The organism is Chelativorans sp. J32 (assembly GCF_000518985.1).
In the GTDB taxonomy this organism is placed as follows: Bacteria; Pseudomonadota; Alphaproteobacteria; order Rhizobiales; family Rhizobiaceae; genus Chelativorans.
On record NZ_JAEQ01000009.1, the window covers coordinates 96579 to 109739 of the forward strand.

Annotated in this window: 12 protein-coding genes; 7 read left to right on the plus strand and 5 right to left on the minus strand. The window is 60.9% G+C overall.

The window, feature by feature from the left end:
* Positions 1-5: 5 nt before the first annotated feature.
* Positions 6-1580: an MFS transporter gene (locus tag CHEJ32_RS0113490; RefSeq protein WP_028034334.1), complete on the minus strand. Its 1575-nt coding sequence runs from the start codon at positions 1578-1580 to the stop codon at positions 6-8.
* A 144-nt stretch (positions 1581-1724) separates the two neighbouring features.
* Positions 1725-2114 (minus strand): MarR family winged helix-turn-helix transcriptional regulator, encoded by a 390-nt coding sequence (locus CHEJ32_RS0113495; protein WP_198023869.1) that lies wholly within the window; start codon positions 2112-2114, stop codon positions 1725-1727.
* 359 nt (positions 2115-2473) lie between these two features.
* Here CHEJ32_RS0113495 and CHEJ32_RS0113500 point away from each other — a divergent pair, with 359 nt between their 5' ends.
* The 7 genes from CHEJ32_RS0113500 (at position 2474) to CHEJ32_RS0113530 (ending at position 9514) form a co-directional block, all read left to right on the plus strand.
* Complete coding sequence (locus tag CHEJ32_RS0113500; protein WP_028034336.1) at positions 2474-4102, plus strand: AMP-binding protein; 1629 nt, start codon at positions 2474-2476, stop codon at positions 4100-4102.
* Entirely contained in the window at positions 4099-4935 is an 837-nt protein-coding gene (gene kynA, locus CHEJ32_RS0113505; protein WP_028034337.1) for a tryptophan 2,3-dioxygenase, read from the plus strand. The genes CHEJ32_RS0113500 and kynA overlap by 4 nt, the downstream gene beginning before the upstream one ends.
* Before the next feature lie 22 nt (positions 4936-4957).
* Positions 4958-6091 (plus strand): ABC transporter substrate-binding protein, encoded by a 1134-nt coding sequence (locus CHEJ32_RS0113510; RefSeq protein ID WP_028034338.1) that lies wholly within the window; start codon positions 4958-4960, stop codon positions 6089-6091.
* A 94-nt stretch (positions 6092-6185) separates the two neighbouring features.
* Positions 6186-7106 (plus strand): branched-chain amino acid ABC transporter permease, encoded by a 921-nt coding sequence (locus CHEJ32_RS0113515; RefSeq protein ID WP_028034339.1) that lies wholly within the window; start codon positions 6186-6188, stop codon positions 7104-7106.
* A complete protein-coding gene (locus tag CHEJ32_RS0113520; RefSeq protein ID WP_034658380.1) occupies positions 7103-8089 on the plus strand; it encodes a branched-chain amino acid ABC transporter permease in 987 nt (328 codons plus the stop codon). Before CHEJ32_RS0113515 ends, CHEJ32_RS0113520 begins: the two co-directional genes overlap by 4 nt.
* Positions 8082-8831, plus strand: coding sequence for an ABC transporter ATP-binding protein (locus CHEJ32_RS0113525; RefSeq protein ID WP_028034341.1), 750 nt, complete (start codon positions 8082-8084; stop codon positions 8829-8831). The genes CHEJ32_RS0113520 and CHEJ32_RS0113525 overlap by 8 nt, the downstream gene beginning before the upstream one ends.
* Complete coding sequence (locus CHEJ32_RS0113530; protein ID WP_028034342.1) at positions 8828-9514, plus strand: ABC transporter ATP-binding protein; 687 nt, start codon at positions 8828-8830, stop codon at positions 9512-9514. Before CHEJ32_RS0113525 ends, CHEJ32_RS0113530 begins: the two co-directional genes overlap by 4 nt.
* A 5-nt stretch (positions 9515-9519) precedes the next feature.
* Here CHEJ32_RS0113530 and kynU read toward each other — a convergent pair whose 3' ends face one another.
* From kynU to CHEJ32_RS0113545, 3 genes are read right to left on the minus strand one after another with little or no spacing between them, the layout of a single operon-like run.
* Entirely contained in the window at positions 9520-10767 is a 1248-nt protein-coding gene (gene kynU, locus CHEJ32_RS0113535) for a kynureninase (RefSeq protein ID WP_028034343.1), read from the minus strand.
* Positions 10764-12740, minus strand: coding sequence for a 3-hydroxyacyl-CoA dehydrogenase NAD-binding domain-containing protein (locus CHEJ32_RS0113540; protein WP_028034344.1), 1977 nt, complete (start codon positions 12738-12740; stop codon positions 10764-10766). Before CHEJ32_RS0113540 ends, kynU begins: the two co-directional genes overlap by 4 nt.
* Positions 12741-12747: 7 nt before the next feature.
* A complete protein-coding gene (locus CHEJ32_RS0113545) occupies positions 12748-13143 on the minus strand; it encodes a RidA family protein (protein ID WP_028034345.1) in 396 nt (131 codons plus the stop codon).
* Positions 13144-13161: the final 18 nt, after the last annotated feature.

The window sequence follows — 13161 nt, forward strand, 5'->3', positions numbered from 1 at the left end:
AAGAACTACAGGTTTGCGGTTGCTTGGGGGTGCGCTAGGTGGCGGCGCATGGCGTCCCACCCGATATGGATAAGGAGGAAGACGAAGGCGGTGGCGGCAATGATTGCCATGAGAAGGAAGGCGTCGTTATAGGCGAGAATATTCGCTTCGCGCGTGACCTGCTGTCCGACGAGCATTAGTCCCTCGGCCCGGAGGATCGCCTGATCGGTTATCGTGCGCGCATAGGCCATGCCCAATTGCGCCGCGCGTTGCGCGATTATGGGGTCGGTCATCGCCAAATGCTCGACGAGCACGTTCGAATGGAATTTCTCGCGAATGGTGATGAAGGTGCCGATCACCGCGGAGCCAAGCAGCCCTCCGATGCTCTGGGTGGTCAGGAACACGATGATGAAGCTCAAAATATAGTTCGGTCCCTTCTGCAGTGCCGAAGTGATGCCCCGGAACATCGCCGGGGGCAGAAACAGGGCACCCGCAAAGGCGATCATGGCCTGGCTGACGAACATCTGCTCAGGTCGAGTGAGGTTGGTGGACCGGCTATCCATGAAAGCACCGACGGCGATCAGCGCCAATGCCGCAAGATGAATGGCAGGTTCTCGTCCGGCCTTCATGATTGCAGCGCATGTCAGGCCACCGGCGACCGAGGCCAGCAGAATGATGACATAGAGCGTGACGGTCTGGTCATTCGTGAGCCCCAGCACCTGAAAGAGGCCGGATGCTCCCGTGGTCTGCTCCGATAGAACGATGCGGAAAAGCAGCAAGGCGCCGGCAAAGTGCAGAATGGCCGGACTTGCCAGCCATCTTACGTCGACCAGAGGATTGCTGCGATTGAGTTCAATGACGACCGCTGCGGTGACGAGTACGATGGCCATCGCCAGCAGAACGCCGAGCCAGGGTGCTTCGAGCCACCAATATGCCCTTCCCAGCACGAGGGCCACGGCGAGGCAACCGAACCCAATTGCGATCAGCAGATAGCTCAGCACGTCGAGCCGCTCGATCACCTTGGCGCGCGGGGGTGGCGTGAGCGGCAGGAGATAAACCAGACAGAACCCAATCATCGCGAGCGCCAGCTCGTGCATGGTGAGGCCACGCCATCCGTCCATGTCGAAAAGCGCAGGAGATATGATACGGGCGAGCGGCGCACCCAGCGAGATGTTGGTGAGTGCGAGGGATAATCCTACCGTCAGTTTTCGCTCGGGCGGGAAGGCTTCCAGCATATAGAGGAACCCGAGGGAGGACATGGGCGCGGCGGCGATGCCGCTCATGAAGCGCACGACGATTGCCGACGAAAGGTCGTGGATGAAAAGATTGAGAACACATGCCAGCACGAAGCCGAGAATGCTTATTTCGGCAAAGTTCCGCAGCCCATATTGTGTGCGGATCTTGACCAGTGCGAGCGACAACGAAACATTCGGCGCCATATAGGCGGCGACCATCCACAAGGCCTCGTTCGAGGTGGCGCTGATCTCGCCCTGTATCTGCGTGATATTGGCATTGATGAGATTGAGCCCAAGCCCCTGGGAAAGCGAGAGCACCACCGCAGCCGCCATATAGGCCACCGCAAGCCAAGCGGGTTTTGGCATAAACGCAGGTTGCGGCGATGGGCGCGACGCTCCCTCCTCCAATACAGCCTCACTGGAAACCGGACCGTTATCGGCCGGCAAAGCCTCTGGCTCGTCTTCCCGATCCCGGGCAGGTCGCGCTTCCGTCATAGCTGAAGGTCCTGATCAGGCTGAGGTATCGATGTTGCGCCCGACCTGCCGGAGGACTTTGGTAGCCAACTCGAGTTCGCTCTTTTCGATGCCGGTGAGCACCTGCTCGCGCAGGTGATTGGCGTAAGCGATGATGTCGTCGGCTTCCTTGCGGGCCTTGGCCGTGAGAAAGATGCCATTGGCACGGCGATCCCGCTCCAATGGCTGGCGCGTGACGAACCCCTTCTTCTCCAGACCGTCGATCAAGGTGACCATGGACGGCTGTTCCATTTCCATGGCAGCCGCCAATTCCACCTGCGTCGCGCCTTCGTTCTTGGCAAGATACATGAGGAGACGCGCACGGGAATGTGTGAGGCCCTGCGACTTCACCCGTGCGTCGAATAAGGTCCGAAGCTTCCTGTTCACTTTGGTGAGCTCTTCGATGAAAGACGCTCTAGCTGCGGGGGTTTGCATATAGATAGAAACCATATTGTTAGATACCTAATTAAGTTTGATTTCGCCTGTTTGCAAGGGCAGTGCGCAAAATCTGGGTGAGTATTTTGGAGCGCTGGAAAAAGCCCGGACGGGAGCTCACCGAGCGGCCACGCGCCCTAAACGGCAGTGGACGGTGGCCCCTTCAGGAAACGTTTTAGGCTTGAAGTAATTCTTGCCAAATGTCATCCTCAGGTGGTTTCGACGAGGATGGGAGGCTCGCCGTGCTTTTGGCTACCCGACGGCATTGGGTGCCGGCCGAATTCGATCTCCCTCAGTATGAGTGAGGACGCATGACGCTTGGACCGACCGCCCATATCGACACCTTCACGCGCGATAATCTTCCGCCGCGGCATGAATGGCCCGACTTCCTGCTCGACGGCTTCGAGTATCCGGAATACGTCAACGCGGGCGTCGAATTGACGGACCGGCTGGTCGAGAAGGGGTTTGGGGATCGGACAGCGCTTATCGGCAATGGCCGTCGCCGCACCTACAAAGAACTTTCAGACTGGACGAACCGGCTCGCCCACGCGCTGGTGGAGAATTACGGAGTGAAGCCGGGCAATCGGATCCTGATCCGTTCCGCCAACAACCCGGCTATGGTTGCCTGCTGGCTCGCGGCCACAAAGGCCGGCGCGGTTGTGGTGAACACCATGCCGATGCTCAGGGCGGGGGAACTCGCGAAGATCGTCGATAAAGCAGAGATCAGCCTTGCACTTTGTGACACACGGCTGATGGACGAGCTTATCGCTTGCGCCAAGGACAGCCGTTTCCTGAAACAGGTGGTGGGCTTCGACGGCACCGCAAATCACGATGCGGAACTCGATCGGATCGCCCTCGACAAATCGGTTCTGTTCGAAGCCGTGCAGACCGGCCGGGACGATGTCGCCCTTCTCGGCTTCACATCGGGCACCACGGGAGTGCCCAAGGCCACCATGCATTTCCATCGTGACCTGCTGATCATTGCCGATGCTTACGCGAAAGAAGTGCTGACGGTCACACCCGAGGATATTTTCGTGGGTTCTCCTCCCCTCGCCTTCACCTTCGGCTTGGGTGGCCTGGCGATTTTCCCGCTTCGTTTCGGAGCCGCCGCCACGCTACTCGAGCAGGCGACGCCCGCAAACATGATCAAGATCATTGAGACCTATAAGGCCACCATCTCCTTCACGGCACCCACCGCCTACCGGGCAATGCTCAAGGCGATGGATGAGGGCGCTGACCTCTCGTCCCTTCGCGCTGCCGTCTCGGCCGGCGAAACGCTGCCCGGCCCCGTTTTCGAAGAGTGGATGAAGAAGACGGGCAAGCCCATCCTCGATGGCATCGGCTCTACCGAGATGCTGCACATTTTCATCTCGAACCGCTTTGATGATCTGAAGCCCGGGTCCACCGGACGTCCGGTCAGGGGATACGAAGCCCGCATCGTCGACGAAGATATGAACGAGCTTCCGCGTGGCACCCCAGGCTGGCTCGCGGTCCGCGGGCCTACCGGTTGCCGATATCTCGCCGATCCCCGACAGCACGACTATGTGCGCCACGGCTGGAACGTAACGGGCGACACTTTCATGCAGGATGAAGAAGGATTCTTCCACTTCGTGGCCCGATCCGATGATATGATCGTCAGTGCCGGCTACAATATTGCCGGTCCAGAGGTCGAGGCAGCTTTGCTAACCCATCCGGATGTTGCCGAATGCGCTGTGATCGGAGCGCCGGATGCGGAACGGGGGCATATTGTCGAAGCCTATGTGGTCGTCGTTCCCGGCGTGGAGCGCGATGAACTGTGCGTGAAGCGGCTACAGGACCACGTGAAGGCCACCATCGCCCCTTATAAATATCCGCGGTCGATAAAGTTCATCGATGCCTTGCCAAAGACCCAGACCGGCAAGATCCAGCGCTTCCGGCTGAGAGCTGAGAGGGTGAATTGAGCCAGGCCTACGACCCGTCAGACGAAGGTGCTGAAATGTCGTTTCAGGATCGTATGTCCTATAGCGACTATCTGCACCTTGAGCGGGTGCTCGATGCCCAAGAGCCTCTCTCCACCGCACATGACGAGATGCTGTTCATCATACAGCATCAGACATCCGAACTCTGGATGAAGCTGGCGATCCACGAGATCGGCTCCGCCATGCGGATGATCCGCACCGACCAGCTCGAACCCTCGTTCAAGATGTTGACCCGTGTGGCGCGCATTTTCGAGCAGCTAAACAGTGCCTGGGATGTGCTGAGGACGATGACGCCGAGCGAATATACCGAATTTCGCGGCGCTCTGGGTCAGTCCTCCGGTTTTCAATCGTGGCAGTACCGCGCGATCGAATTCCTCGCCGGCAATCGGAACCTGGCGATGCTGCGCCCGCATGCGCACCGGCCGGAGGTCATCGCCAAGTTGGAAACGATACTGGCCGAACCCTCCCTCTATGATGAGGCAATCCTGCTGCTTTCCCGCCAGGGGTTCGATATCGGCGCTGACGCGAAGCGCAGCACGTGGCGCGAACCGCGCACCGAGAACGAGGAGGTGCTGGAGGCCTGGCGCATGGTCTATGGCGATCCGCTGCGGTACTGGCAGCTTTATGAGCTTGCGGAAAAGCTCGTCGACTTCGAAGACTATTTTCGCCGATGGCGTTTCAATCATGTGACGACGGTGGAACGCATCATCGGCCTGAAACGGGGCACCGGCGGAACGTCGGGTGTTTCCTATCTGAGGAAGATGCTGGAGGTTGAACTCTTTCCAGAACTCTGGAAAGTTCGCACCAGGCTCTGAGCCACAAACAGGGAGGGGAATAATGAGAAGAATTCTCGCAGCAGCAGGCCTGTCGCTTGCTCTATCCGGTTACGCCTATGCTGAACCGGTGAAAATCGGCGTCATCACCACGCTTTCCGGCGGCGGTGCCGGGCTTGGCATTGATACGCGCGATGCGTTCACGCTGGCCATCAAGCAATCCGGCAACAAGGACGTCGAACTCGTCATCGAGGATGACGCGCAAAAGCCGGAGCTGGCCGTTCAGATCGCCGAAAAGATGATCCAGAGCGACAAGGTCGATCTGATGACCGGCATCATTTGGTCCAATCTCGCGATGGCGGTCGTCCCCAATGTGGTGGCGCAGGACATCATCTATCTTTCACCGAATGCCGGCCCGTCCGCGCTTGCCGGCGCGAATTGCAATCCGAACTATTTCAACGTCGCCTATCAGAACGACAATTTCCATGAGGCGATGGGGCAATACGCCACTCAGACTTACAAGAAGACCTTCATCCTTGCGCCGAACTATCCGGCGGGCAAGGACTCGCTCACCGGCTTCAAGCGCTTCTATAAGGGAGAACTCGCGGGCGAGCTTTATACGCAAGTCGGCCAAACCGACTATGCCGCCGAGATCGCGCAGATCCGCGCTTCGGGTGCGGACTCGGTCTTCTTCTTCCTGCCTGGCGGCATGGGCATAGCCTTCATGAAGCAATATGCCCAGTCGGGCGTGAATATCCCGGTCATGGGGCCGAGCTTCTCCTTCAGCCAGGATGTGCTGCCCGCGGTGGGCGATGCAGCCCTCGGCGTGAAGAACTCCGCCTCCTGGTCCAAGGATCTGGACAATGAGGCCAACAAGAAATTTGTTGAAGCCTTCCAGGCCGAATATGGGCGGCTGCCGTCGATCTATGCCGCTCAGAGCTGGGATACGGCCAACCTGATCCTCTCTGCTCTTTCCAAGGCGAGCGTGAAGGACAAGGAAGCCTTCCGCGCCGCGCTGAAGGAAGCGGACTTCGACTCGGTTCGTGGTGACTTCAAGTTCAACACCAACAACCATCCCATCCAGGACATCTATATCCGCGAGGTTGTGAAGGAAGGCGACGTGTTGACGAACAAGATCGTGGCCACCGCCTTCGAGGATCACACGGACGCTTACGCCGACCAGTGCTCGATGCCATAGGCTGGCACCAGACGGGGCCGCGCCGGTCGCCAGGACCGATGCGGCCCTAGGCTGCTACGATAACATCTCCGATCAAAGCTCCGGATCGCGCACCTTGTCCACCGCCCTCCTGATCGAGCAACTGCTGAACGGACTCCAGCTTGGGGTGATGCTGTTCCTCATGGCGGCGGGGCTGACGCTCATTTTCGGCGTCATGGGCCTGATCAACCTGGCGCATGGCTCGCTTTATATGATCGGCGCCTTCGCCTGTGCTCTGGTCGCCGCAGCCACGGGCTCCTTCTGGATCGGTCTTTTGGCCAGCCTGGTTGCCGCTGCTGCCGCGGGCGCAATTGTCGAGATCCTGGTCATTCGCCGGCTTTACGAGCGCGACCACCTCGACCAGGTGCTTGCAACATTCGCATTGATCCTGATGTTTTCGGAAGGAGCGCGCTGGCTGTTCGGATCCTTCCCGCTTTATCTCGATATCCCGCCCCTCCTTCAAGGTGCGGTCCCTCTGCCCGGTGGCGGCCAATACCAGCTATACCGGCTTGGCATCATCACCGTCGGGGTCCTTGTGGCGCTCGGCCTCTATCTTCTCATTTCGCGCACCAGGCTAGGCATGCGCATCCGCGCCGGCGAGTCCGACCGTGAGATGATCGCGGCGCTGGGTGTCGATATTTCAACGCTCTACACCGTGGTGTTTGCCCTTGGCGCGGCACTTGCCGGATTGGCGGGCGCCATGGTCGGTGCATTGCAGTCGGTACAGGTCGGAATGGGCGAGCCGGTCCTGATCCTTGCCTTCGTCGTCATTGTGATCGGCGGCATCGGCTCCATCAAGGGGGCGCTCTTCGGAGCGGTGCTCGTGGGGATCGTCGACACGATGGGTCGCTTCCTCCTTCCGCAAGCGCTGACGCTGGTGCTTCCACCGTCCCAGGCCGCGCTGGTGGGTGGAGCCTTGGCATCCATGCTGATCTATATCGTCATGGCGCTCATCCTCGCCGTCAGGCCAAGTGGCCTGTTCGCTGCACAATCATGAGGCCTCCTGCCGTGAAGCGCGAAGCGATTGCCAATGCAGGCCTTGCACTGCTCCTGCTTGCCGTACCGCTCGCGGCATCCACCATGGGCGAGCCCTTTTACATAACGCTTGCCACACGCATCGCGGTGCTTGCGCTAGCGGCAGTCGGTCTCAACATCGCGCTTGGTCTCGGCGGGCTCGTTTCCTTCGGGCACGCCGCCTTCTTCGGCCTCGGCGGCTATGCCGCGGGGATCCTGGCGACGCATGCCTTCAATGCGGAACCGCTGTTCTTCGGCATCCCCTCCACCACTTCCATGCCAGTGATCTGGCTGGTGGCGATGCTCGTTTGCGGTCTGATCGCGCTCCCCATCGGAGCCATAAGCCTGCGCACCTCGGGCGTGTATTTCATCATGATAACGCTCGCCTTCGCGCAGATGATCTATTATTTTGCCATTTCCTGGCCCGCTTATGGCGGAGAGGACGGCCTTTCGATCTATGTCCGCAACAGCTTTCCGGGCATCAACACCGCACGTCCCCTGCCCTTCTTTCTTGTCTGCTATGGGCTGCTCGCCCTCGGGCTGATGCTCTTCTGGGCGCTGCGGGGCTCGCGGTTCGGGGCCGCCCTGCAAGCAGCGCGGCAGAATGCGACCCGCCTTGCCGCCGTCGGCATTCCGCCTTTCAGGATCCGGCTCACCGCCTTTGCCATCTCGGCGATGGTCACGGGACTGGCCGGCGCGCTTTTTGCAGATCTTAACCGGTTCACGAGTCCTTCCATGCTTTCCTGGCACATGTCCGGCGAACTTCTGGTTCTCGTCATACTTGGCGGCAAGGGCCGGCTCTTCGGCCCGGTGGCCGGTGCCATGCTCTATGTGCTTCTGGAATATTGGCTGGGCGGAATCACCGAACGCTGGCAGTTCTTCTTGGGCCTCATCCTGCTTGGCGTCGTGCTCTTCGCTCGGGGCGGTCTGATGGGTCTCATTGCCGGGAAAGAACGCCATGGTTGACCCGGTCCTTGAAATCCGCGATCTGCGCAAGAATTTCGGTGCGCTCAAAGCCACCGACGGTGTGAGCCTCGATCTCCTCCCTGGCGAGATTCATGCTCTCATCGGGCCCAATGGCGCAGGCAAGAGCACACTCATCCATCAGATCTCCGGTTCGCTCAAACCCGACGGCGGCACGATCCGCTTTCTCGGGCAGGATATGTCAGGTCTGGACATGGCCGCACGGGCGCGCTTGGGATTGGCTCGCAGTTTCCAGACGTCGTCGGTTGCACAGGAATTTTCCGCCCTGCGCAACGTCATGCTGGCGGTCCAGGCCAGGCAAGGCTCCAGCCTCCGCTTCCTCCGCCCGGTGATGCGGGACAGAAGCCTTGTCGAGCCTGCGATGGCCAAGCTCGAAAGGGTCGGCTTGGCGGATCGGGCGCATGTTCCCGCCGCGGAACTGTCCCATGGAGAGCGGCGGCAACTGGAAATCGCCATCGCTCTGGCGCTCGATCCCAAGGCCTTTCTCCTGGACGAGCCAATGGCGGGGATGGGGCCCGAGGGCTCGAAGAGGCTCACGGAGTTCCTGGGCAACCTGCGCCGAGAGGCGCCTATCCTTCTTGTCGAGCACGACATGGATGCCGTCTTCGCGCTCGCGGACCGGATCTCCGTCCTCGTCTATGGCCGCATCATCGCGACGGGAAAGGTGAGTGACATCCGGAACGATCCCGAAGTGCGTCGGGCCTATCTCGGAGATGCCGCGTGAGCCTGTTGAAACTCGAAGGCGTTGAAAGCTTCTACGGTGCCTCCCAAGCACTTTTCGGCGTGAGCCTTGAGGTGAAGCAAGGTGAAGTGGTCGCCCTCATGGGCCGCAACGGCATGGGCAAGACCACGACCATCCGGTCGATCTTCGGCCTCGTGCGGGTGCGGACCGGCTCGATCCGCTTCGAAAACCGCGACATCGCCGGCATGAGGCCGCATCGCATCGCGCGGCTTGGGCTCGGGCTGGTACCGGAAGGCCGCCGCTGCTTTCCCAACCTCACCGTTTCGGAAAATCTGATGGCCGCCGCGCGGACCGGCGAATGGACGTTCACCAAGGTGGTCGAACTCTTCCCCCGGCTTGCCGAACGGCGCGATCAGTACGCCAACACGCTCTCCGGCGGCGAACAGCAGATGCTCGCGGTCGGCCGCGCGCTGATGACCAACCCGCGCCTCCTCGTACTGGACGAGGCGACTGAAGGATTGGCTCCGGTGATCCGGCAGGACATCTGGTCTGCGATCGCCAAGCTCAAGGCGGGAGGGCAATCGATCTTGGTGGTGGACAAAACCCTTTCCGAGCTTCTGCGCGTTGTTGACCGCTGCTTCATCCTGGAAAAGGGTGCGACCGTGTTCGAGGGAGCGCCGGAGGCGCTGACACCGGACATGCAGGACCGCTATCTGGGCGTCTGATCCAATCAGGTTACAGCTGCCTTGACCGAGAAGCGCTCATCCTTCCAAGCCTCTGTCCGCAACACGTCTTCGAGCACATCGACTGCCTGCAGCACGTCTCGATAGCGCAGATAGAGCGGTGTAAATCCGAAGCGCATGGTTGCAGGCGCGCGGAAGTCACCGATCACGCCGCGCGAGATCAATGCCTGCATGATCTCATATGCACGGTCATGCGCGAAGGAAATCTGGCTTCCGCGCCTTGAGGCATCGCGCGGGCTTTCCAGCGTGAGGCCAAAGGAGCCGCAGCGGGTTTCGACCAGGCGAATGAACAGGTCCGTCAGGGCGATGCTCTTCTCCCGGACCGCATCCATATCCACCTCATCCCAGATTTCGAGCGCTGACTTCAGCGCCCGCAGGGAGAGGATGGGCTGCGTGCCGCACTGGAATTTGCGGATGCCTTGTTCCGGATCGTAACGCGTTTCGAAAGCGAAGGGGCGCGCATGTCCCCACCAGCCGCTCAGCGGCTGGCTTGCATCGGCTTGAAGACGCTCGGCGACATAGATGAAGGCCGGCGCCCCGGGGCCGCCATTCAGGTATTTATACGTGCAGCCGACCGCGAAATCGACATTGGCACCGTCGAGATCGACGGGCAAGGCACCGGCCGAATGGCAGAGATCCCAGACGATGAGCGCGCCGGCGTCATGCGCCTTGCGCGTCAACGCCGCCATGTCACGCAATTCGCCGGACTTGTAATTGACATGGTTCAGAAGAACGACGGCGACCTGATCGTCGATCAGTTCTTCGATCCTGGCGGCGTCGACACTCTCCAAAAGCAACCGCGCGCCCGGTATCGTGGAGATCACGCCTTCCGCCATATAGAGGTCAGTCGGGAAACTGCCGCCTTCGGCAACGATAGCGGTCCGGCCAGGACGCAGGCCCATCGCCGCGTGCAGCGCCTTGTAGATATTGATCGAGGTCGTGTCGCAGACGACGGTCTGGCCGGGTGCGGCTCCGATCAGGCGTCCGATGCGGTCACCCAGCGTCATCGGCAGATCGAACCACCCAGCGCTGTTCCAGCTGCGGATCAGGCCGTTACCCCACTCCTCCCGCGCGGCCTTTTCCAACTCATGGAAGACGAAATGCGCCGCCGGCCCGAGCGAGTTCCCGTCGAGATAGATGACATCTTCAGGCAGCTCGAACCTGGCGCGGAACGGGCGCAGCGGATCAGTCTCGTCCATCGCATCGACGGAAGCACGATCCGCCTCGTCTGTCATGAATGCGTCCCTTGCTGGGAAACATACATGGGGCCGCCACGATAGGCGGGGAACCCATAGCCATTGATCAGGACCAGGTCGATGTCGCTTGCCCGCTCGGCTATGCCCTCCTTCAGCAGAGCGTTGCCTTCCGCAGCCATGGCCGAAAGCAGGCGCGAGGCGATCTCCGCCGCTGCGATCTGACGTGGCACGATTCCCTTTGCCGCGCGGCAGGCATCGATCAAAGCGGTGACTTCGGGATCGACCGTGCGCTTGCCATCGGGATAGGTGTACCAGCCGCGGCCCGTTTTCTGGCCGAAGCGACCCATTTCGCAAAGGCGGTCTGCGATCTCGACATAGCGTTCCGACGGGTCGCGCGTGGCGGCCTGACGCTTGCGCCGGGCCCAGGCGATTTCGAGCCCGGCCAGATCGAACACCGCGAATGGGCCCATGGCAAAACCGTAATTTTCCATCGCCGCATCGATCTCCTGAGGCGATGCGCCGTCTTCAACGAGGAACTCGGCCTCGCGCCGGTAAGCGGAGAAGATGCGGTTGCCGATGAAGCCCTCACAAACGCCGCAGACCACAGGCAGTTTCTTGAGCCTGCGGGCAAAAGCCAGTCCCGTAGCAAGCACATCCGGCGCCGTTCTCGCGCAGCGGACGACCTCGACCAGCCGCATCACATTGGCGGGCGAGAAGAAATGCAGGCCGCAAACGCGCTCCGGGAACGATGTCACGGCGGCTATCGCGTCCGGGTCGAGATAGCTTGTGTTGGTGGCAAGAACGGTCTCGGGGCGGACGATCCGGCCCAGTTTTTCGAACAGCTCGCTCTTTACCTGGAGGTCGTCGAACACCGCCTCGATGACGAGGTCTGCCGCAGCGAGCGCTTCCATGGAGCTGCCGACGGAAAGGCGTTCCAAACGCCCGGACCGGCCGGCCTCGTCGATGCGTCCTGATTTCAAAGCCCTGTCGAGCAGTCCCGTGATCCGGTCGAGACCTTTGGCGGCGGCCTCGTCGGTCTGCTCCACCACGATCACCCGATAACCCGCGTCGAGCGCCGCAACGGCGATGCCCGAGCCCATGAGGCCGCTTCCGACGACACCCACGATCTCGACCTTTCGCGGCTCGACACCTTCAAGGCCGGACACTTTTGCCGCTGCACGCTCGGCAAAGAAGACATGTCGCAGCGCCTTCGCCTGATCGGAATCGCGCAACCGCAGGAAGGTGGCGCGTTCGTCCGACAAGCCGTCCGCGAGCGAGCGTTCGCCAGCGCTTCTGACGAGACGCACCGCTTCGATCGCCGCCTCGCTTCCCCGTGCCCGGGAAAGCGCCTTGGCGGCGCCATCTTCGATCGCCTTAGGATCCTCGGCAGGAACGGCTAGTGCGCCGGTTCTCCGAGGCAGTTTTGCACTTTGATCGCGCGCGGCAGATATCGCGCCTTTCACCGGGTCGTCCGCAACCTCGTCTACAATGCCGAGAGACAAGGCATCTCTTGCGGTGACGGTACGACCGCTGGAGATCAGTTCCACGGCCTTGACCACACCCGTCAGCCGGGGAAGACGCTGTGTCCCGCCCGCACCCGGCACGATCCCGAGCTTTACCTCCGGCAGGCCCAGCGTCGCGGCACTCCCGGCAACGCGATGATGGCAGGCGAGCGCGATTTCGAGCCCGCCTCCCAACGCCGCGCCGTTGATCGCCGCGACGATCTGCTTTCCGCTCCCCTCGATCGCCTCAACGACGGTCGGCAGGGTGGGCTCGGTCGCGGGTTGCCCGAACTCACGGATATCCGCGCCCCCGATGAAAGCCTTGCCTGCTCCGGTGATGACCAGCGCCCGAACATTTTGGTCCGAGTTCGCCTGACGCACCGCATCCAGCAAACCGGCACGCATATCGGCCGAGATGGCATTCACCGGCGGGTTGTTCAGCGTTACGACGAGGACGCCGTCTTCCAGCCTCGCGGAAACGGTCTCGGAAAAACGGATTGCCTCATCCATGGTGCTCTTACTCCGGTATGACGGCCATGGCCTGGATCTCGACCTTTGCCCGATCTTCCATCAAGGCGGAAACCTCGACAGCGGCCATGGTCGGATAATGCCAGCCCATCACCTCGCGATAGAAACTGCCGATCTTCTTGAGGTTAGCAAGATATTCGGCCTTGTCGGTGAAATACCAGGTCATCGAAGTGATGTGCTCCGGCTTCCCGCCGGCTTCAGCCAGCACCGCAGCCACGTTCGACAAGGCCTTGCCGATCTGCTCGGCGATATCGTCGCTTTCAAACTCGCAATTTTCGTTCCAGCCCACCTGGCCGCCAATGAATATAAGCCGCCCTTGGGCGGCAATGCCATTCGAGTAACCTCTAGGCTTCATCCACCCCTTGGGCTGCAGAATGGTGTTCATGGAAATCCTCTCAACTTA

What these genes read in the sequence shown, in the direction of transcription:
- CHEJ32_RS0113545 (WP_028034345.1), bottom strand. Translation starts at nt 13,143, where the DNA reads ATGAACACCATTCTGCAGCCCAAGGGGTGGATGAAGCCTAGAGGTTAC.
- CHEJ32_RS0113540 (WP_028034344.1), bottom strand. Translation starts at nt 12,740, where the DNA reads ATGGATGAGGCAATCCGTTTTTCCGAGACCGTTTCCGCGAGGCTGGAA.
- CHEJ32_RS0113500 (WP_028034336.1), top strand. Translation starts at nt 2,474, where the DNA reads ATGACGCTTGGACCGACCGCCCATATCGACACCTTCACGCGCGATAAT.
- CHEJ32_RS0113510 (WP_028034338.1), top strand. Translation starts at nt 4,958, where the DNA reads ATGAGAAGAATTCTCGCAGCAGCAGGCCTGTCGCTTGCTCTATCCGGT.
- kynU (WP_028034343.1), bottom strand. Translation starts at nt 10,767, where the DNA reads ATGACAGACGAGGCGGATCGTGCTTCCGTCGATGCGATGGACGAGACT.
- CHEJ32_RS0113520 (WP_034658380.1), top strand. Translation starts at nt 7,103, where the DNA reads ATGAGGCCTCCTGCCGTGAAGCGCGAAGCGATTGCCAATGCAGGCCTT.
- CHEJ32_RS0113490 (WP_028034334.1), bottom strand. Translation starts at nt 1,580, where the DNA reads ATGCCAAAACCCGCTTGGCTTGCGGTGGCCTATATGGCGGCTGCGGTG.
- CHEJ32_RS0113525 (WP_028034341.1), top strand. Translation starts at nt 8,082, where the DNA reads ATGGTTGACCCGGTCCTTGAAATCCGCGATCTGCGCAAGAATTTCGGT.